Genomic DNA, 21,134 nt, shown 5'->3' with positions numbered 1-21,134 from the left:
GACCTGTCATGATCCTCTTCATTCTCGCTTATCTCGGGGGCGTGCTGACCATCGTCAGCCCCTGCATCCTGCCGGTGCTGCCGTTCGTCTTCGCGCGCGCCGGCCAGCCGTTTCTGCGCAGCACGCTGCCGATGCTTGTCGGCATGGCGGCGACCTTTGCGGCCGTAGCGACACTGGCGGCGCTTGGTGGCGGCTGGGCGGTGCAGGCCAACGAGTATGGCCGCTATGCGGCGCTTGTGCTGCTCGCTGTCTTCGGCATCATCCTGCTTTTCCCGGCCCTGTCCGATTATCTGACGCGGCCGCTGGTATCGCTCGGGGCGCGGCTGTCGCAATCTGCCGATCGCGGTGCCCGAAGCGGCGGATCGACGGTCGCGGCGTCGGCCTTGCTGGGCGTTGCCACGGGGTTGCTCTGGGCGCCCTGCGCCGGCCCGGTTCTCGGCCTGATCCTGACGGGGGCGGCGTTGCAGGGCGCGAGCGTCGGGACGACGTTATTGCTGCTCGCTTACGCTCTGGGTGCGGCGACGTCGTTGGCGCTGGCGCTTTTGATCGGCGGCCGGGTGTATCAGGCGATGAAGCGGTCGCTTGGCGTCGGTGAATGGGTGCGCCGCGGGCTGGGCGTTGCCGTTCTGGCCGCGGTTGTGGCGATCGGTCTCGGCCTCGATACCGGTTTCCTCACGCAGGCCTCGCTGGCCAGCACGGGCACCCTGGAGCAGAGCCTGATCGACAAGCTGCATCCGCAGCAGCAGGCGGCGGAGAATACCGCCTCCGTCGTCATGAAGGGCGACGCCATGATGAGCGGAAGCAACCAGATGATGATGTCCGGCAATTCTCCCGCCATGATGTCCGGTAATAATGCGATGATGGCCGGCTCGAACGCGATGATGATGAAGGGCGGGCCGAAGAAGACTGCCGCTGAAACGCTTCCGGTCGAAGGAACGATGCCGTCACTGGATGGCGCCGTACAGTGGCTTAATTCGCCGCCGCTCTCGGCGCAGTCGCTCAAGGGTAAGGTCGTTCTCGTCGATTTCTGGACCTACTCCTGCATCAACTGCCTGCGCGCCATTCCCTATGTCCGCGCCTGGGCGGAAAAGTACAAGGATCAGGGGCTGGTGGTGATCGGCGTGCATGCGCCGGAGTTCGCATTCGAAAAGAACATCGACAACGTCAAGAAGGCGATCGGCGATCTCAAGATCACCTATCCGGTCGCCATCGATAACGACTATGCCATCTGGCGCGCCTTCGAAAACCAGTACTGGCCGGCGCATTATTTCATCGATGCCGAGGGCAGGGTGCGCCATCATCACTTCGGCGAGGGGGACTATGACGGCTCCGAGCGGGTGATCCAGCAGCTTCTGGCGGAGGCCGGCAAGGCCAACGTTGCCGCCGATATGGTTGAGGTCAAGGCGACTGGTGCCGAAGCGGCATCGAACCAGGCGGATGTGCAATCGCCGGAGACCTATGTCGGCTGGCAGCGTTCCGAGAACTTCGTCGATCAGAAAGGCACGGTCAATGACGCCGCCCATACCTATGTCGCGGCGACACCGCGGCTCAACGAATGGGGCCTGACGGGCAACTGGACTGTCGGTTCCGAGCAGGCCGCGCTGAACGACAAGGACGGCAGCATCTACTACCGCTTCCATGCGCGCGATCTGCATCTGGTGCTCGGTCCGGGCGCCGATGGCAAGCCGGTGCGCTTCCAGGTGACCGTCGATGGCAAGCCGCCCGGCGACGGGCATGGGGCCGATACCGATGCCGATGGCAACGGTACCGTGACCGCGCAGCGGCTCTACCAGCTCATCCGCGAGCCGGGCGCCGTTGGCGATCACACATTCGAAATCCGCTTTCTTGATCCCGGCGTACAAGCTTACGCCTTCACCTTCGGTTGATAGGAGACCATCATGACTGATTATAAGGGCATGACTGACCATAAGGGCATGACCGATCATAAGGGTTCGACTACACGGCGCTCGATGCGCATCGTCGCCTTTGGTGCGGCGGGCGTGCTGGCCGCGGGGCTGGCGATGTATTTCACGCCGTCATCGGCCGAAGAGGCGCGGGTCATTCCGGCACCTGTTCTGGACGAGCCGGCCGGCGGCGGCAGCGAGACGGCGACCTTTGCCGGCGGTTGCTTCTGGGGCGTGCAGGGCGTGTTCCAGCATGTGAACGGGGTGAAGAGCGCGACGTCGGGCTATGCCGGCGGCTCCAAGAATACCGCGCAATACGAGACCGTCAGCGGCGGTGATACCGGCCATGCGGAATCGGTTCAGGTCGTGTTTGATCCGAAGAAGGTGAGCTACGGCCGGCTGCTGCAAATCTACTTCTCGGTCGCACACGATCCGACGCAGCTGAACCGCCAAGGGCCGGATACCGGCACGCAGTATCGCTCGGCGATCTTCCCCGCCAATGACGAGCAGGCCAAGGTGGCCAAGGCCTATATCGGCCAGCTGAACCAGGCACGGGTTTTCGACGCGGCCATCGTGACGAAGATCGAGCCGGGCAAGAGCTTCTATCCCGCGGAGGGGTATCATCAGGACTTCCTGACGAACAATCCGACCTACCCCTATATCGTCATCAACGACCTGCCGAAGGTCGCCGCGCTGAAGCAGCTGTTCCCTAGAGATTACAGCGAAAAGCCGGTTCTTGTGGCGGCCTCCGGGTCGAACTAAGGATCGCCTGACGCGAACAGCAAGCGCCCGCTCGCTTTCGAGCGGGCGTTTTGCGTTCAGCCGCTCCTCGTCATCTCATTATACCTGAGTATAAAATTCCAGAAATACCGAGTTTTACGCGCTAAATATCGCGCCAAAGTTTGCACATGTGCAAAATAGTTCTCGCTTTCATCTAAAATGGAACCAGTTTTCACCTCGGGGCGCTTGTCACCTGAGGCAAGCGGGCGTACGGCGCTAGCGTCACATTGCCCTGCGCTGAATTGACGCTTCAGCAACACTCGGTGGCTGCCTCCCACAGCCACAAAGGAGCCAATCATGAGAGACCTCCCGGGCCTGCCGTCCCGCAGAAGCTTCCTGAAAGCTTCCGCGGCGACCGCGGCTATTGCCGGTATCGCCGTTGGAGCGAAAGCCGAACAGAAACCCGAACCCGTCGCACTCACCGAATACAAGCCGGACTGTCTTAAGCCCACGGAGTGGGCCTTCGTCATGGCTGCGGTCGCGAGGCTGATTCCGTCGGAGGGCGATGGCCCCGGCGCGATCGAGACGCGCGTTCCCGTTTTCATCGACAAGCAGCTCGCCGGCGATTACGGCAAGGCGTCCGACTGGTACATGGTCGGCCCCTATGAGCCGGCGGCGAGCCCGCTGCGCGGCTGGCAGACCCCGCTCAACCCGCTGGAGATCTACCAGCAGGCGATCCCGCTGTTCGACGAATGGTGCAAGACCACCCACGGCAAGATCTTCGCCGAGCTTGACGCGGCAACGCAGGACAAGGCGCTCACCTCGCTCCAGAAGGACGAGATGAAGATCAAGCCTGAATTGCGCGAGTTCTTCGGCATTCTGCTTGCCAACACCAAGGAAGGTTACTTCTCCGACCCGATGTATGGCGGCAACCATGGCATGGCAGCCTGGAAGTATATCGGCTTCCCGGGCGCGCGGGGTTCCTACAAGGAATGGGTCGGAAAGCATAACGTCAAGTATCCGCTTGGTCCCGTCTCGATCTCCGGCGAAAGGGGCTAACGATCATGGCACGTACAGAAAAGAAAAAAGACGTCGTTCTCGTCGGCTTCGGCTGGACCGGCGCGATCATGGGCATCGAGCTTGCCAATGAAGGCCTCGAGGTTCTGGCGCTGGAGCGCGGTCACGACCAGGCGACGGTTCCTGATTTCCAGTACCCGAACATGATCGACGAGCTGAAGTACGGCATCCGCTACGGCATGATGGAAAAGCCGGCGAACACGACGGTCACCATCCGCCGCTCGCTGGATGAGACCGCGCTGCCTTACCGCAGCCTCGGCACCTTCCTGCTCGGCACCGGTGTTGGCGGCGCGGGCACGCACTGGAACGGCCTCAACTGGCGTCCGATGCAGTCGGAATATCGCTTGAAGTCCTACGTGACCGAGAAGTTCGGCGCAGGCGTCATGACCGAGGACATGACGATCCAGGACTATCCGATGACCTACGAAGAGCTCGAGCCGCATTTCGATCGCTTCGAGAAGGTCGCGGGCATTTCCGGCCAGGCCGGCAACGTCAATGGCAAGATCGTCGAGGGCGGCAACCCGTTTGAGGCGCCGCGTTCCAACGACTATCCGATGCCGGCGATGCCGTCGACCTGGGATGGCGTGAAGTTCCGCGATGCGGCGAAGGCTGCGGGCTATCACCCGTTCCCGAGCCCTGGCGGCATTGCCTCCAAGGACTATGTCAACGAATACAACATGCAGATGGGCCCGTGTAACCATTGCGGTTTCTGCGAGCGCTACGGCTGCTACAACTATTCGAAGTCCTCGCCGCAGACGGCCATTATCGATGCCCTGAAGCGCAAGAAGAACTTCGAATACCGCGTCAACTCGGAAGTGCTGCGCGTCGAAAAGGCGGAAGACGGCAAGACCGCGACCGGCGTCACCTATTTCGACCACAAGACCGGCGAAGAAGTCTTCCAGCCGGCCGATCTGGTGATCCTGACCGCGTTTGCGCTGAACAACGTTCACCTGATGCTCGTCTCCGGCATCGGCAAGCCTTACGACCCGGTCACCAACGAAGGTGTCGTCGGCCGTAACTATGCCTACCAGATCACCGGCGGCTACACGCTGTTCTTCAAGGACGAGAACTTCAACCCCTTCATCGGCACGGGCGCCAACGGCTTCTGCATCGACGATTTCGGTATCGACAATATCGACTTCGCCAAGGAAGGTTTTGTTGGTGGCGCCTACTGGCGTGCCGGCCAGACCAACGGCCAGCCGGGCCACACGATGCCGCTGCCGGCAGGTACCCCGGGTTGGGGCGCAGGCTGGAAGAAGGGCATCGGCGAATGGTACGGCCACTCGATGAACATCGGCGCCCACGGCTCCGTCATGTCCTATCGCGGCCACTATCTCGATCTCGACCCGACCTACAAGGACCGCCACGGCCGTCCGATGATGCGCATGACCTACAACTGGCATGAGAACGAAATCCGCCAGACGCAGTTCATGAAGTCGAAGATGGAACCGATCGCCAAGTCGATGAACCCGACCACGATGCAGGAAGGTTTCAAGAAGGAAGGCGCCATGTTCGACGTCCGTCCTTACCAGACCACCCACAACACGGGCGGCACCGTCACCGGCGACGATCCGAAGACCTCGGTTCTCAACCGTTATCTGCAGTCCTGGGATTGCCATAACGTCTTCGTCATGGGTGCCAACGTCTTCCCGCAGAACACGCAGTACAACCCGACCGGCATGGTCGGCGGTCTGGCCTATTGGGCGGCGCACCACATCCGCAAGGATTACCTGCCCAACCCGCGGCCGCTGGCTTAAGGAGAACAGAGATGAAAACCTTTCTCCGCATCATCGGAACGCTGGTCGTTCTCGGCGTCATCGCCTTGGTCGCCTTCATCTTCGTGCCGGTGCAGCGCACCGGCCCGGTCACTCAGCTCGCAGCCGACTTCAAGCCGGCCAAGGGGCAAGGTGAATATGTCATGCGCGCCGGCGACTGCATGGCCTGCCACACCAGCGAAGGCGGCAAGCCCTTCGCCGGTGGCCGCGCCATCCAGAGCCCGATGGGCACGATCTGGACCACCAACATCACGCCCGACAAGGACACCGGCATCGGCAACTGGACGCTCGCCGATTTCCGCGCTGCCCTCTACGACGGCGTGACGCCCAACGGTACGCATCTCTATCCGGCCATGCCGTACGAGAACTACCGCAAGCTGTCTGAAGAAGACGTCGTGGCGCTCTACGACTACTTCATGCACGAGGTCGAGCCCGTCTCGAACAAGGTGGAGGAAACCAAGCTTTCCTTCCCGTTCAACATGCGCTTCGGCCTGCGCGCCTGGAACTGGCTGGCCGCCAGCTACGCGGCCGGCTTCAAGCCGGAGCAGGGCGAGGACGTGCAGTTCAACCGCGGCAAGTATCTCGTTGAAGGCGCCGGCCACTGTGCTGCCTGCCACAGCCCGCGCAACCTGTTCATGGCGCAGGACGGCATCGACAATTCGTCGAAGGCCTTCCTCTCCGGCGGCGAGATCGACGGCTTCACGGCCCCTGATCTTCGTGGTCCGGCAAGTGGTCCGCAGACCTGGAGCACCGAGCAGCTGGCGGCTTATCTCTCGACCGCTCGCAACGCTCACTCGTCGGCAACCGGCGAAATGATGCTCGTCGTTCGCGACTCGCTGCAGTACATGAGCCACGACGACAACCTCGCCATCGCCACCTATCTGAAGAAGATCGGCAGCGCTGGTGGTTCGGCTTCGGCCGCACAGCCGGAGAAGGCAGAGGTAACGGCAACCGAAACGCTGCTTTCGGACGCCAAGCCCGACATGCCGCTCGGCCCGCGTCTCTATCTCGACAACTGCGCTGCCTGCCACATGGTGAGCGGCAAGGGTGCCGGCGAGACCTTCCCGGCGCTCGATGGCAACTCGCTGGTTGATGCGAAGTCGCCCAAGGGCCTGATCAGCGTGATCCTGCACGGCGCCGAACTGCCGTCGACGCCGGATCGCCCGATGAAGCTGCGCATGCAGGGCTACGAGAACCGCCTGTCGGATGACGAAGTCGCCGCACTCGCGACCTTCCTGCGCGACGGCTGGCACAACAAGGCCGCCGCTGTTACGGCTGCCGACGTGACCGCCGTTCGCGGCGAGAAGCACTAGGATAAGAGCCCGGCAGCGCGAGAGTGCTGCCGGTTTTTCCATGAGACTGGACATGAAACAGCCCGCGGGAGAGATCCCGCGGGCTGTTTTGCTTTTGTGCCTCTGGCCGGCCTCAGCGCTATCGCTCCCTCATCCCGGCCTTGTGCCGGGATCCAGCAGCGCCGCGTCTGCGGCGCGAGAAAGCTCTTTCAGCCCAAGGACTTGGGCTGGCTGGATTCCTGTGACATCGCCTGAGCGAAGCTTGGGCACAGGAATGAGGTGGATGGCGTGGGCGCCGGATAACAAACAGCCCACCGGACAAGATCCGGTGGGCTGTTTCCATTGCAAAGCCGACTTGAAATCAGGTGCGCGGCTTCAGGTTTTCGGGGTCGTAGATCGGCTTGTAGCCGACGCTGACCACTTCGACCGGATAGGTCTCGGCGAAATACTCGACGTTCAGCTTGCGGCCGACCTGGCAGTATTCCTGCGGGAGGTAGGCGAGCGCGATGTTCTTGCCGACGGTCGGGCCATAGGCGACCGAGGTGGTGTAGGAGATGCGGCCGAGGCTATCGACCAGCGACTTGCCTGTTTCCGGATCCATGACCGGCATGGAGCCGACGGGGTAGCGTTTGACGCCCTTGCTGTCGGTATTTTCGGTCATCACAAGCGTGCAGAGCATCGCCGGCTGATGTTCGCGGGCCTTGTATTCCAGGTGCTTGGCCTTGCCGCGGAAATCGGCTTCCTTGACCTTCGGGCGGGCGAGGTCTGCTTCCAGCAGATTGTACTGGGTGAGCAGGTCACCGTTCTGCAGGCGCAGCGATTTTTCCATGCGGCGCGAGTTGGCGTAGGTTTCGACGCCGAAGGGCATGACGCCGGTGGCGCGCAGCGCATCCCAGACGGCCAGGCCGTCCTCGTACTTCATGTGCAGTTCCCAGCCCTGTTCGCCGACATAGGAGATGCGGAAGGCGGTGACTGTCTTGCCCGCGATCTCGATCGGCTTGATCGCCGCGAAGGCGAAGTTTTCGGGATCGAGCGCTGCCGGATCGGCGACCACCTTCTTCAGCGTGTCGCGGGCGTTCGGGCCCCAGATGCCGATCGTGATGAACTTTTCCGAGACGTCCGTGATGATGACCTCGAGGCCACGATCCTCGGCGACGCGCTTCATGTAGTGGAAGTCGCGCGGGCCGGCATCGGCGCCGTTGATCAGCCGGCAGCGGTCGGCCATGCGGATGACGGTGAAGTCGGCGCGCACCATGCCCTCGTCGTCGAGGAAGTGGGTGTAGATGCCCTTGCCGATGTTGGCGTCACCGCCGATCTTGGCGGCGCAGAGCCACTCAAGAAGCTCGACATGATCAGGGCCTTCGAGGTCGACCATGTGGAAGTGGCTGAGGTTGACGATGCCGCAATCCTCGCTCATCGCCAGATGCTCGGCGTTGGAGACGCGCCAGAAGTGGCGGTTGTCCCATTCGTTTTCGCGCACGGGAACGCGGTCTGCATATTTCTCCAGCAGGTGCTCGTTGGCCTTGTAGCCATGTGCGCGCTCCCAGCCGCCGAGCTCCATGAAGTAGCCGCCGAGTTCCTTTTCGCGCTCGTAGAATGGCGAGCGCTTGGCGTTGCGGCCCGAGGCGTAGGGTTCGCGGGTGTGAACGGCGGGGAAATAGATCTTCTGTGCGGCCTCGTAGCAGCGGCCGGCGATGAAGTCCTCGGTCAGCTGGTGCGGATAGAAGCGGGAATAGTCGATCGAGTTGTGGTCGATCTCGGTGCGGCCGTCGGTCATCCAGTCGGCGATCAGCTTGCCGTAGCCCGGGCCGTCCTTGACCCAGATGGCGACGCAATACCAGAGGCCACGCACCTTCTGGCTCTCGCCACAGGAAGGGCCGCCGGCGGCGGAGACCTGCAAAAGGCCGTTGAAGGAGTGGCCTTCATTATAGCCGAGTTCGCCGAGGATCGGCGTCAGTTCCATGGCCTTTTCGAGCGGCTCGAGGATCTGCTCCATTTCCAGATCGCGCTGCGAGGGCGAGAGGCGCGCCTCGTGCTTTTCGAGAAGCTCGCGCGGGTGGCACATGCGCGGATTGGTGGTCTCGTAGTAGCCCCACTCGATCTGGCCGCCTTCGGTGGTCTTCGGGTCGCCGGTGTCGCGCATATAGGCGGAGTTGCCCTGGTCGCGCAGCAGCGGGTAGCCGATTTCCTTGCCCGTGCCTTCGAACTCGTTGTAGGGGCCGAAGAAGGTGAGGGGGTGATCGACCGGCATGACGGGCAGGTCCTCGCCGACCATTTCGGCGATCAGGCGGCCCCAGAGGCCGGCGCAGACGATGACGTGATCGGCCATGATGGTGCCGCGATGGGTGACGACGCCCTTGATGCGGCCGCCCTCGACGATCAGCGACTGGGCCGGCGTGTTGCCGAACATCTGGAGCTTGCCGGATTTCTCGGCGGCGTCGACCAGCTTGCCGGCAACGGTCTGCGAGCGCGGGATGACGAGGCCGGCGTCGGGATCGAACATGCCGCCCTGGACCTGATCTTCCTCGATCAGCGGGAACATTTCCTTGATCTCTGCGGGCGAGACGTAATGCGCCCGGGTGCCGAAGGCCTTGGCGGAGCTCAGCTTGCGCTTGATCTCTTCCATCCAGGCGTCGTCGCCGGTACGCGCGACTTCCAGGCCGCCGATGCGGGAGTAGTGGCCCATCTTCTCGTAGAAATCGATCGAATACTGGGTGGTCCAGACCGAGAGATAGTCGTGCGACGTGGTGTAACAGAAGTCCGAGGCGTGGGCGGTCGAGCCGATATCGGTCGGGATGCCCGACTTGTCGATGCCGACGATGTCGTCCCATCCGCGCTCGATCAGGTGATGGGCGATGGATGCGCCGACGATGCCGCCGAGACCGATGATGACGACCTTAGCCTGCTTAGGAAACTCTGCCATTGAGTGCGACCCTGATTGAATATTGAGATCGGATTTTAGGGATAGAAACGCGACGTGTAGAGCCTGTCTACGACATAATTATCAAACTGCACGACCAGAGGCATGTGGCTTGTGGATGAAAGGGCGCGGGCAGCGCGGGCTTTCGCTGCTTTATGGGCACGAGCCGCGCCACCGGGCAAGGCTGATGTTGCGTCGTTTCCGCGACATGTTAGAATCCCTTCTAATATTCAGAGAGTTGGCTCTATTTCCGCCACCCCCGCGGGCAAGGACCGGCAATGAAGACTGCGAGTGCGCCGATGGCAAGCTACGGTGTCGAACCAGGGATACGCTTCGCGTTGCTCCTTGATGGGCGCGGCGGCTGCAGGCAGATCGACATGGACGATGTCTGCGCCTGGAAGCCTGGCGATGGCGTGATCTGGCTGCACCTCGAGCGCGATCATCCGGCGGCCGCCGAATGGGTGAACGCCAAGGGCGGTTTCGATAGCTTCGTGGCGGAAGCGCTGCTGGAGGAGGAGACGCGGCCGCGCGTGGAGCCTGTTGATGACGGGCTTCTGATCATCCTGCGCGGCGTTTGCGCCACCGCCCCCGATGAGGCCGAGGAGCCGCATTCCGGGCTCGATCTCGTGCCGCTGCATCTTTGGGTCGACGGCGACCGCGTCGTGTCTCTGCGTGACAGCGGCCACTACATCACCGCGCTTCGCGATATCAGGGCGGCCCTGGAGAAGGGCAAGGGGCCGCAGCGCAGCGGCGATCTCCTGGCGCTGATCGGGGAGAAGCTGGTGCGCGATCTCGAACCGGTTCTCGACGGAATGGACGAGGAGGTCGACGAGCTCGATGAGATGATCTTCCACGGCGAGGCGAGCGAGGTGCGCGAGCGCCTGAAGCTCTTGCGCCGCCGTTCGGTGCAGCTGCGCCGCTATCTGGCGCCGCAGCGCGATGCGCTGAACCGTATCGAGCACGACGACGCGCCCTGGCTGCTCGAACGCGACAAGCTGAGGCTGCGGGAAGTGATCGACAAGCTGATGCGATTCATCGAATATCTCGACGCGATCCGCGACCGGACGGGGATTCTGCACGACGACTTGTCGACCGTGATCAGCGAGCGCATCGCCCGCAATTCGAACCGGCTGGCGGCTCTTGCGGCGCTGCTTCTGCCGCCCAGCGTTGTGGCCGGGCTGTTCGGGATGAATGTCGGCGGGATACCCGGGGTCAACGATACCTGGGCGTTCATCGTCATCGTTGGTTTCGTGACGATCACGTCGATCGCGACGCTCTGGGCGTTGCGACGGATCGGCTGGCTTTAGCTAAGAGTGGTAGCCGGATATCAAACAAGCGTGATTTAGGATCGGCTTCATTGACAATGCAATTTCGGGGGAAATATCACTCCTCCTACCGCTGCAGCGTGTGGCTCAGTAAATCCGTGTCCCCGCCACCTGTTGCCTTCAACCAAGGCTGAAGATCAGCATGATCGATACGCGTTTTTCCACGGCGATGCAGATCGTTGTCAGCGTCGCCGTCAATGACGAGGCCGACGTGCGCTCGACGAGCCAGTCGCTTGCGGTGGGGCTCGATACGAATGCGAGCTTCGTGCGCAAGCTGCTGCCGCCGCTGACGGAGAGCGGCATTCTCGTTTCGGCAGCAGGGAGCAAGGGCGGGATCAGGCTGGCGCGGCCGAGCAAGGAAATCCTGCTCAGCGAGATTTATGCGGCGGTGACGGGAAGCCGGAAGCTCTGGGCGACGCGCCACGAAATTCCGCATGCGGGTCTGGTGGGCGAGAATATCGGCGATCTCTCCGAATATCTCTGCGACCGGGCGGAGCAGGCGGTTGTCGATATGCTGGGAGCGGTGACCGTCGAGGATAGCGTCGCGGAGCTGCGTCGCCTCGATGTCGAGCGGCACAAGCTTGATGCTGCCGGCACACGTGCGGCCGATCGGCGTGACGCCGCGGAATAATCCATTCAGCCAATAGCAAAAGGTGGCTCAGCAGGGAAACCGAACCACCTTCCGTAAACTGATCGGAGGTCAATCTGATCAGAAACACCTGATTCGGGCGCCATTCCTCGCTCACGCCGGATCAGAGGATCCGGTGTGATTGAAGAGTGGCGCCCGAAGTTTATTAGAATGCGCGCTGCAGGCGGAAGAAGCCCGTCGTTACGTCGTTGCCGACGTCCGGATCGAGATAGTTCACGGTTGCCTTGGCATAGAGGTTGTCAACGATCTGGTAGTCGACCGTTACGCCAACCTTCCAAGCGTCGTTGTTGTCGTTGAACTGGCCAGCGACGATGCCGTAGTTGCCGTAGTACTGAACGCCGGGGGTGATCTTCAGCTTGTCGGTTGCCTTGATGGCGTACTCAGCAGCGAATACCCACTCAGCCTTGTTGTAGTAGGCGTTCGGGTCGGAGGAGTAGATACCTGCGAGGCCGAGGGTGCCCGGGCCGATAGCAACGGTGCCCATAGCGCGAACAGCGCCGGCTTCGTTGTCGGTGTCGTAGCCAGCAGTGATCTGGTACGTGAAGGCGCCAGCCTTGCCGCCGATGCCAACAGCAACGCCGAAGTTGTTGGAGGTTTCGCCGTTGTAGTACGGGCTGTCTTCCAGCTCGTCGAGGCTGATGCCAGCGTAGAAGCCGTCAGCTTCGTACTGGTAACGCAGCGAGTTGTGCAGGGTGACCGGCGAGCCGATGTCATCGGTTTCGCCCGAGAGACCATCGTCCCACCAGCTGTAGAACAGACCAGCGCGGATGCCGGCGATGTCGATGTAAGCGGAGTCGAGGATAGCAGCCTGCGAGGAAGCGTTGTCAGCATTCGTCTGCAGAACGATTACGCCGGTGAGCGGGCCGTATTCGGTGTCGCTCTTAGCGGTGAACTGAACCTGACCGCGGGTGTACATGTCCCAGTCCGAACGGTTGGCGACGGTCGAGCCGTTGCCGGTCGTTGCGCTGGCGTTCGGGCCGGCGTTGATCTGGGTACGGATGTAACCGCTGACCTTGAGGCAGGTTTCCGTGCCCGGGATGTAGAAGTAGCCGGTGCCGTAAGCGTCGCAAACGCGAACGTATTCTACAGCTTCCGGTTCAGCAGCGACGATAGCGTCTGCAGCCTGAGCGCCCGATACGGCGGCGAGAGCCGCTGCCGAGCTGATGAGCATCATACGAATAGTCATAGTTGAGTCCAATCTATTTAGGATTGGGCACAGGTTATTGCTGCCGAAAACGGCTCCTACCTACCCCAATTTTTAAACAAGCCCTCACGGGGACGTGATGTTCCCGTGACCGGCAAATTACATTTTGGTCTAAATGTATCAATTACAGATACAGTCATAATTCGTTATATTTGCGATGCAAAAAGACGGTGTTGCAGAAAGGCAACTTTTACGACGATGAACGCGGTTCATCAGCAGCCCAATCCCAATAATCGAGCTATCTCAATACTATATGGCGAAATGCTTATGCACGTCTATCGTGCTGCAATGCAATATTATTGCCGAATTACGGTTGTCCTTCGGTCATGATGCAGCACTCACGCCAGCGAATCGTTCGCCAATCAGATGGCGGGTCAACGGGTCTTCAAGGTCGAATTGAAGGCGGCCGTCCGGTGTCGTCAGCCGCTCCAGCATCCTGCGAACGCCCTCGCTAAAGAGGTGGCTCGACTGGTGCGCATCGACACTCGCTAAAGTAGTTTTTCCGACAATGCTAATGTCGTTATGGGCGATGATTTCGTTCACCTTGGTCATCGCGCAATTGCCGCCGGCGGCGGCCTCGAGATCGATGATGACGGTGCCCGCCGTCAGCAGGGGGAGCGATGCGTCGTCAATCAAAACAGGTGCGCGCCCGGTGGAGCCGCCGACGCCCGATATGATGAGCTGCATGTCCTGCAATTGGCTGGCCAGCTGCTTGCGGCTGGCTGCGACAAGAACGTCGGTTGTCGAAGCGTGGGCGCTAGCGAGCGAGGGGTTCATCGCCACGAACTTCGCGCCCAGTCCTTCGGCCCGTTCGCGATCGCCCTCGGTGAAACCGAAAAGATGGGTGAGGGCGCCGAGACGGCGGGCGGTAGCGATCGCCTGGAGGGCGGCCGCGCCGGCGCCAAGCGCCGCCATCTTGATCGGGCGCGCCTGAGAGCCATCCATGACCAGCATCGGATGGCCGACGCCGAGTTGGCGGGCGCCTTCGAGAACCGCGGCGTGGCCGCAGATGGCCGCCTGCCGCGTCGCCACGTCCATGCTGCCGGCATCCGCGACGCCTTCGAGGCGCGCGAGGTCGAGCATGAGGCCGCGGGTTGCCGGTTCGCTGGCGTCGAGCGGGGAGCCGAGGAAGAGCAGGGTCGCGGATCCGGCAAAGCCGCGCGCGTCCTGCGGCTTGCGGATGCTGACGAAAAGATTGCAGTCGCGCGCGATCGTTTCGCGGTTGGCAGGCTGTGCGCCGGCTGCGATATAGGCTTCATCCTCATAGCCCGCGGCGATGCCGCAGCCGCGTTCGAAGCTGATCGAAAAGCGTGTCGATAGGCTGCCGACATCCTCGGGCGTCAACGCCACGCGCCGCTCACCGGGCACAGTTTCCCGGAGCAGTCCAGCGTGGACGGGAGCGAGGTTTGGCATTCAGAACTCTGTTGGTGAAAGACCGAAGGGCGCGCGCGGTCGCTATAGGGCGTTGACCTCATCGTTTTATGACAGTTTTGTAATTTTTCACCGATGATCGCGATATATTCGCGGAACGTGCAACCCACGGTAAAATTCCGGTTGAGACACGTTCCAGAAGTTTGCAAGAATGAGCCCGGCAGGGGGCAGCATTGCGAGGATATGCGGTTTTGCGCTGCCGCATTTGGATGTAATGATCCTTGCGAAGCGCTTGGCTGCTGGAGGCATTCGTGAATTTCTATTCGGTCTATGATCAGGGATTTGTCCGCGTGGCGGCTTGCACGCCGATCTGCGAGGTAGGCGATCCTGATTTCAATTCGAAGGCGACGCTGGATATGGCGCGACAGGGCCACGCGCAGGGCGTTGGCCTGATGGTGTTTCCGGAGCTCGGCATATCGGGCTACTCCATCGATGACCTTCTTGGACAGGACGCGCTTCTGAAGGCGGTGGATGCATCGATCGCCGAGATTGTGGCGGCGAGTGCGGCACTGACCCCGGTTCTCCTGGTGGGCGCGCCGCTGCAGCACGAGGGGCGGCTTTATAACTGCGCCGTCGCCATTCACGCCGGCCGCATCCTTGGCGTCGTGCCGAAGGTGCATCTGCCCAATTATCGCGAATTCTACGAGAAGCGCTGGTTTGCCTCCGGGCGGACGGTGCGGGGCCAGACGATCCGGGTCGCCGGCGAGAGCGTGCCTTTCGGTATCGACATGATATTCGCGGCCGAGGATCGGCCCGATTTCACCTTCCATATCGAGATCTGCGAGGATCTCTGGGCGCCGGCCGCGCCGAGCGATTTCGGTGCGCTTGCCGGCGCGCTTATCCTGACCAACCTGTCGGCCAGCAACATCACCGTCGGCAAGGCGGAAACCCGCAAGCTGCTCTGCGCCTCGCAATCGTCGCGCAGCCTGTCTGCCTATATCTATTCGGCCGCCGGGCCGGGGGAATCGACGACGGATCTGGCGTGGGACGGACAGGCCTGCATCTACGAGCTTGGCTCGATGCTATCGGAGACCGAGCGTTTCCCGATGACGTCGCAGATGTGCGTTGCCGATATCGATGTCGAGCGGCTGCGGCTGGAGCGCTTGCGCACCGGGACCTTCAACGATGCCGCGACGCTCAACCTGACGCCGGATCGCGCGTTCCGGCGCATCGGCTTCCAGTTCCAGGCGCCGCAGGGCGATATCGGGCTCGAGCGGGATGTCGCGCGCTTTCCGTTCGTGCCTGCTGATGAAAGCCGGCTGGATCAGGATTGCTACGAGACCTTCAACATCCAGGTGCAGGGCTTGATGAAGCGTCTGCGCTCGACGGGGATCAAGCGGCTTTGCCTGGGCATCTCGGGCGGGCTTGATTCGACGCATGCACTTCTGGTGGCGGCGCGGGCATACGACAAGCTCGGCTGGCCGCGCTCCGATATCTTGTGCTTCACCATGCCGGGCTTTGCCACCGGCGACGAGACCAAGTCGAATGCCTGGGCGCTGATGCGCGGCATCGGAGTGACGGCGGAAGAGATCGATATCAAGCCGCTGGCGCTGCAGCTGCTGCGCGACCTCAAGCATCCGTTCTCCGGCGGGCAGCCGGTCTATGACGTAACGTTCGAAAACGTGCAGGCGGGCCTGCGCACCGACTTCCTGTTCCGCGCGGCCAACCAGCGCAACGCGCTGGTGCTTGGCACGGGCGACCTGTCGGAAATCGGACTGGGGTGGTCGACCTATGGGGTCGGCGACCAGATGAGCCATTATAATGTCAACGCCTCCGTGCCGAAGACGCTGATCCAGCATCTCATCCGCTGGGTCATCCGCACCGGCGATTTCGATGCCGACGCGAAGGCCACGCTGGAGCGCATTCTCGGCACGCTGATCTCGCCGGAGCTCGTTCCCGCCGACGAGAACGGCGTGATGCAGAGCACCGAAGACAAGATCGGTCCATATGATCTGCACGACTTCGCGCTGTTCTACACCACCCGGTTCGGGCTGCGGCCGTCGAAGGTGGCTTTCCTCGCTTATTCCGCATGGAAGGATGTCGACGCCGGTGTCTGGCCGCCGCATTTCCCCGAGGACAAGCGCCGCGCCTTCGATCTTCCGGTGATCAAGAAGTGGATGGAAACGTTTCTATTCCGATTCTTCACGATCAGCCAGTTCAAGCGCTCGGCCTCGCCGAACGGGCCGAAGGTCACATCGGGCGGTTCGCTTTCGCCACGCGGCGACTGGCGCGCGCCTTCCGATGGCAATGCGCGGGTCTGGATCAAGGAACTGAAGGCCAACGTTCCCGACGTCGTGAACTGACGGAGTTGGCGGCGGCATCCTTGCCGAAGCCTGCCTGTGGCACACATAAGAGAGCATAGCTTACGGAGGTAGATGCTCGTGGAGTGTGATGGTCCTGACGAACCGTTGCGTTACGAGATTCGGCGCGAGCCCTCGGGGCGGTGGACGGTCGTGGATTCGATGACCGCGCTGCCGGCGGCAAGCAATGGACGCGACCTGGTCGGGCTTTCCAGGGATGACGCGCGCGATATCGCCGAGGAGCTCAACCGGAGTATCGCGCAGGGTCGTGATCCGTTGATCTGACGACCGGCGGAACCTGATGGAGATGCGATATGGCAGATCATGACGATCGCCTGACGGATCAACGCCGGACAGATCAAGGCTCGGCGGATCAGGCTACCGAACGGCCGGGTCGCCTGGATGACAGGGAAGAGCGCATGCTCAGCGAAGGCCGCAGGCTTTCGGTCTGGGCGCTTATCGGTGCGGCGATCTTCGTCGTGGTGATGATTGCGCTTGCTTTTGCCGTTTTCAAGAGCGATGGACCTGATCCGGGCGCCGCGACGTCACCTCCAGCTGCAAATAAGCCGTCTTCCGAGGGGCCATAGGGCAACACTTCGCCATATAAACTCTATAAACGATGTCATTTGTTGTCTCTGGACAGATTCAGCGCTATTCCCTGCGCTACAGGGGATCACGCGAGGAGCTTAAGGTATTCGGAAATGCTGACAAAAAAAGGAAAATACGGCCTGAAGGCATTGGTTGATCTCGCACGGCTCGCACCGGGCGAAACGGCGTTCATCAACGATGTGGCGGCCCGCAACAATATTCCGAAGAAGTTCCTCGACACCATCCTTCTCGAATTGCGCAATGTCGGCATCCTTCGCTCGAAGAAGGGGCCGGGCGGTGGCTATTCGCTGTCGCGTCCGGCGTCCGAAATCCGCATCGGTCATGTGATCCGCACGCTCGATGGTCCGCTGGCGCCGATCCGCTGCGCAAGCCGCACCGCGTTCGAAGCCTGCGACGACTGTTCCGATCCCGAGACCTGTCAGGTGCGCCGGTCGATGACCGATGTGCGCGACGCGATTGCCGATATCCTCGACAACATGACGCTCGAGCAGTTCGTCGCATCCGGCAACAACAACAAGTGGACCGAGAGCGACGAGACGGTGCCGATGTCGGTCGCCTGAGCGACGGCGTTTCGTAGCATACCCCGGTTTCTATGATTTCGGCCATACGACCTGTCCCATGACCGTGCTGCCGATTCATAGGATACTCACTATATGGTGAGGGGATGGTCTTCGCGGGGTGGCTGCGCGAAGATAGCGCGTGTTTTTTAAGAAGTAAGAGTGCTACTGACATTCCATTGCCCGCGTGGGCGCTGTCTTGGGTCGTGTTTGCCGCTGCCTGATGAAAGGCGCAGCCTCCGCGACCCATGACATTATGCAGCATGAGGTACCATATGCCGTCGAACCCTCGCACACGGCTCCAGCTCGATCCCGGCGATATGCCGATCTACGCGATTGGGGACATTCACGGCAGGCTCGATCTCTTGCGACAGGCCGAGCAGGCGATTTTCGACGATGCATCGCGCCTGCCGGGGCGCAAGCTCATCATCACGCTCGGTGACTATATCGATCGCGGGCCGGCCTCGGCGCAGGTGATTTCGCACCTGATGCAGCCGGTGCCCGAGGATTTCGATCGCATCAGCCTGACGGGCAATCATGAAATGATGATGCTCGACTATCTCGACGGCAAGATGTCGTATGACAGCTGGATGATGACCGGTGCGGATGCGCTGCTGCATTCCTACGGCATCGATCCGAACCAGATGCCGGGGCTGTTTCGCACGGCGTCGAAGCGCGATGCCTTCATTCGCGATTCTTTGCCGAAGGCGCATATCGACTTCCTGCGCGCGCTGCCGATCATGATCGACACGCCGGCGGTGCTTTTCGTGCATGCCGGCATCGATCCGGCGCGGTCGATCGACAATCAGCAGGATGACGATCTGGTCTTCATCCGCCACCGCTTCATCGAAAGCGATCTGCCGCTGCCGAAGCTCGTCGTGCACGGGCACACGCCGGTCGATCAGCCCGACGTGCAGGAGATGCGGCTCAACCTCGACACCGGCGCCTACCGCAGCGACAGGTTGACTGTCGCGCGGTTGTGGCAGGGCGAGGTGCGCCTGTTCTCGACCTAATCAGGCATCCGCTTCAGCGGTTTCCCGCATCTTCGGCGTCTCTTCGGTGTAGTAGCTCGTGTATTTGTGGCGGTAACGCTCGGTGCCGCCGAAGTTGGTGAACTTGCCGAGTTCGGCCATGTCGGTCTTGTTGAGGATCACACCAAGGATCTTCGACTTGATCTGCGGCTCGGCGTTCAGGACATCGCGCACTAGGTTGGTGGGCGTCTCACCCCATTCGGTGACGAACAGGAAGCCATCGACCTGCGGCGCGAAGGCCTTGGCATCGATGACGGGGCCGAGCGGCGCAAGGTCGACGACGATGTAGTCGAACATCTTGCGTGCAGCTTCCATCAGGTTGAACATGCCCTGCGAGGCCAGCAGTTCGCTGGTGTGCATCAGGTTGTCATTGGAGACGACGGGCAGGATCGCGAGCTTGCTGGCCGGGTCGACCTTAACGGCGCCGGCCCACGGGATTTCACCCAGAACGGCTTCGACGAGGCCATGCTGCGGCGGCGTCTTCAGCATGCGGGTCAGGCCCGGATTGCGAAGGTCGGCGTCGATGAGGAGCGTGCGCTTGCCGCTTGAGGCGAGCAGTGCCGCGAAGTTTGCGGCCGTCGTCGACTTGCCTTCGCCCGGCATAGCCGAGACGACGCCGATGACGCGGTCGGAGCGACCCTGGAACATGACGTCGCTGGCAAGCTTGGCGTTGCGGAGCGTTTCGGCGAAGACCGAGCGCGGCGCTTCCAAGACGACACGCATGATACGCTCGAAAGTCGCGCCGTCGTCACCGACAGGATCTCCGGGCTCGGGGGCGAGCTGGCTCGGGTTTCGGAAGATCTTGCGTTCACGCGGCGGCTTGCCGACCAGCGGCAGGTAGCCCAGGAACTTCAGGCCGAGAATGGTGCGGACATCGCCCTCGACGCGGAAGAAGCGTTCGCGGAATTCCTGGAACACGACTAGGCCGCCGCCGGCCATCAGGCCGAGAACGATGGCGAGACCGAGCGTCATCGTCCGCTTCGGGCTGGACGGCGAGACCGGGATGCCGGCTTCGGAGATCACACGCGCCTTGGCGATCGGGAAGGACTGCTGCTGCGAGGCCTCTTCATACTTGCCGAGGTAGGATTCGTAGAGCGTCTTCAGTGCCGATGCGCGCTGTTCGAGATCGTTCAGCTGAACGATGGACTTATCGGCCTCCGAGTTCTTGCCGGTCAGGTGGTCGATGTTCTGGCGCAGCGATGCTTCGCGCGAGCGGGCGACTTCGAATTCGTTGCGGGCGTTCGAGGCGAGCTGCTGCAGTTCCTGGAAGATCTGGCGGGTCAGATCTTCCTTTTCCGAGCGGAGTGCGACCGCCTGCGGATGATCGGCGCCGAAGTTCGTCGTCACTTCCTGCTCGCGCTTGCTGACATTGATGTAGCGCGTACGCAGATCCTGGATAACGGAATTGTTGGCCTGGCCGGAAGAGATGGCGGCGTTGTTGACTGCGCCCTCGGGGCCGAGATCGATGATCTGCTTGAACTGGTTGTAGCGGGCCGAGGTGCTGGCAGCGTCCGATTGGGCGACGATCAGCTGCTTGGTGAGGTCGGCCAACTGCTGCTCGGACATGAGCTCGCCATTGGCCGAGGTCAGGCCGTTCTTCGCCTTGAAATTGGCGGCCTCAAGCGCTGCCTGCTGCGAACGTTCGCGCAGGTCGGTCAGGCGCTGCTGCAGCCAGACGGAGGCGCTTTCGGTGGCGTCGAAGTTGGCGTTCAGCTGGTCGCTCAGATAAGCGGTCGCATAGGCCTTGGTGATGCGGGCGGCGAGGAGCTTGTCGGTCGAGCGGAACGAAACGGCGAGAACCGCGCTTCGGTTGACGCGCGAGACAGCGACGGCTTCCTGAATGAGGGCGGCGGCCTTCTGGCGGCGGCCGGCGCGGGCGTCGTCTTCGGAAACCGGAGGACGGCCGGGAAGGACGGCGCTGGCGAGCAGCTTGACGCCCGACTTGATCAGGCCAACAGGGGAGGCGGGCGGATCGAGGATCGTGGCGTTGTCCTGCAGGTTCTCGGCATCGACGACGCGCAGAGCGAGCTGATTGGACTTCAGGATTTCGACCGCGCTGGCGATCTGCATGTCGACCTGCTGCGAGTTCGCCACCGGCGTGGCGTCCTGCGCATACTTGGTCATGCTGTCATCGAGCAGAATCTGCGTCATTGACGTATATTGCGACGTGGAGAACAGAAGGTAGATCACCGCCAGCGTCACTGTCACCCCGACGCAGAGCGCGATCGAGCCGACGCGGCGCATCAGGATCGCGATCAGGCGATCGATGTCGATGAAGGAATCGGAGTCGTCGGGCGCTTTTGGCAGAGAGCTGTGCAAGGTGAGGTTCCGTTGGTTCAT

General features: G+C 61.9%; 16 protein-coding genes. 12 read left to right on the top strand and 4 right to left on the bottom strand.

Features of this window, described 5'->3' with window-relative positions:
- Positions 1-8 precede the first annotated feature (8 nt).
- The 5 genes from QTL96_RS22405 (at position 9) to QTL96_RS22385 (ending at position 6,789) form a co-directional block, all read left to right on the top strand.
- Positions 9-1,886, top strand: a complete 1,878-nt coding sequence (locus QTL96_RS22405) for a cytochrome c biogenesis protein DipZ (RefSeq protein ID WP_289729253.1) — start codon at positions 9-11, stop codon at positions 1,884-1,886.
- A gap of 135 nt (positions 1,887-2,021) precedes the next feature.
- Positions 2,022-2,666, top strand: a complete 645-nt coding sequence (gene msrA, locus QTL96_RS22400; RefSeq protein WP_289729289.1) for a peptide-methionine (S)-S-oxide reductase MsrA — start codon at positions 2,022-2,024, stop codon at positions 2,664-2,666.
- A 315-nt stretch (positions 2,667-2,981) separates the two neighbouring features.
- A complete protein-coding gene (locus tag QTL96_RS22395; RefSeq protein WP_289729252.1) occupies positions 2,982-3,683 on the top strand; it encodes a gluconate 2-dehydrogenase subunit 3 family protein in 702 nt (233 codons plus the stop codon).
- 5 nt (positions 3,684-3,688) lie between these two features.
- A complete protein-coding gene (locus tag QTL96_RS22390) occupies positions 3,689-5,458 on the top strand; it encodes a GMC family oxidoreductase (protein ID WP_289729251.1) in 1,770 nt (589 codons plus the stop codon).
- Between the two features lie 11 nt (positions 5,459-5,469).
- On the top strand, positions 5,470-6,789 hold the full coding sequence (locus QTL96_RS22385) for a cytochrome c (RefSeq protein ID WP_289729250.1): 1,320 nt from the start codon (positions 5,470-5,472) through the stop codon (positions 6,787-6,789).
- Positions 6,790-7,129: 340 nt separating this feature from the next.
- Here QTL96_RS22385 and QTL96_RS22380 read toward each other — a convergent pair whose 3' ends face one another.
- A complete protein-coding gene (locus tag QTL96_RS22380) occupies positions 7,130-9,691 on the bottom strand; it encodes an FAD-dependent oxidoreductase (protein WP_289729249.1) in 2,562 nt (853 codons plus the stop codon).
- A gap of 275 nt (positions 9,692-9,966) precedes the next feature.
- Here QTL96_RS22380 and QTL96_RS22375 point away from each other — a divergent pair, with 275 nt between their 5' ends.
- Together QTL96_RS22375 and QTL96_RS22370 are read left to right on the top strand one after the other, a co-directional pair.
- Positions 9,967-10,995, top strand: a complete 1,029-nt coding sequence (locus QTL96_RS22375; RefSeq protein WP_113199456.1) for a CorA family divalent cation transporter — start codon at positions 9,967-9,969, stop codon at positions 10,993-10,995.
- Between the two features lie 160 nt (positions 10,996-11,155).
- Positions 11,156-11,644 (top strand): Rrf2 family transcriptional regulator, encoded by a 489-nt coding sequence (locus QTL96_RS22370; RefSeq protein ID WP_112945304.1) that lies wholly within the window; start codon positions 11,156-11,158, stop codon positions 11,642-11,644.
- 163 nt (positions 11,645-11,807) lie between these two features.
- Here the strand turns inward: QTL96_RS22370 and QTL96_RS22365 are convergent, their stop codons facing one another.
- Complete coding sequence (locus QTL96_RS22365) at positions 11,808-12,848, bottom strand: porin (RefSeq protein WP_113199458.1); 1,041 nt, start codon at positions 12,846-12,848, stop codon at positions 11,808-11,810.
- Positions 12,849-13,190: 342 nt separating this feature from the next.
- On the bottom strand, positions 13,191-14,279 hold the full coding sequence (locus QTL96_RS22360) for an NAD/NADP transhydrogenase subunit alpha (protein WP_289729248.1): 1,089 nt from the start codon (positions 14,277-14,279) through the stop codon (positions 13,191-13,193).
- 269 nt (positions 14,280-14,548) lie between these two features.
- Here QTL96_RS22360 and QTL96_RS22355 point away from each other — a divergent pair, with 269 nt between their 5' ends.
- The 5 genes from QTL96_RS22355 to QTL96_RS22335 all read left to right on the top strand — a co-directional run bounded on the left by QTL96_RS22355 (position 14,549) and on the right by QTL96_RS22335 (position 18,776).
- Positions 14,549-16,600: an NAD(+) synthase gene (locus QTL96_RS22355; protein ID WP_289729247.1), complete on the top strand. Its 2,052-nt coding sequence runs from the start codon at positions 14,549-14,551 to the stop codon at positions 16,598-16,600.
- A 150-nt stretch (positions 16,601-16,750) separates the two neighbouring features.
- A complete protein-coding gene (locus QTL96_RS22350) occupies positions 16,751-16,882 on the top strand; it encodes a hypothetical protein (protein WP_289729246.1) in 132 nt (43 codons plus the stop codon).
- A 29-nt stretch (positions 16,883-16,911) separates the two neighbouring features.
- The gene (locus QTL96_RS22345) at positions 16,912-17,184 is read left to right on the top strand and encodes a hypothetical protein (RefSeq protein ID WP_289729245.1); all 273 of its coding nucleotides are present in this window, start codon (positions 16,912-16,914) and stop codon (positions 17,182-17,184) included.
- Between the two features lie 114 nt (positions 17,185-17,298).
- On the top strand, positions 17,299-17,766 hold the full coding sequence (locus tag QTL96_RS22340; RefSeq protein ID WP_111564083.1) for an Rrf2 family transcriptional regulator: 468 nt from the start codon (positions 17,299-17,301) through the stop codon (positions 17,764-17,766).
- Between the two features lie 272 nt (positions 17,767-18,038).
- Complete coding sequence (locus tag QTL96_RS22335) at positions 18,039-18,776, top strand: metallophosphoesterase (RefSeq protein ID WP_113008374.1); 738 nt, start codon at positions 18,039-18,041, stop codon at positions 18,774-18,776.
- Here QTL96_RS22335 and QTL96_RS22330 read toward each other — a convergent pair whose 3' ends face one another.
- Complete coding sequence (locus QTL96_RS22330; protein WP_113199463.1) at positions 18,777-21,134, bottom strand: polysaccharide biosynthesis tyrosine autokinase; 2,358 nt, start codon at positions 21,132-21,134, stop codon at positions 18,777-18,779.

Source organism: Rhizobium sp. S163, assembly GCF_030380805.1.
Taxonomy (GTDB): domain Bacteria; phylum Pseudomonadota; class Alphaproteobacteria; order Rhizobiales; family Rhizobiaceae; genus Rhizobium.
This window is presented reverse-complemented; position numbering and strand designations above follow the sequence as displayed.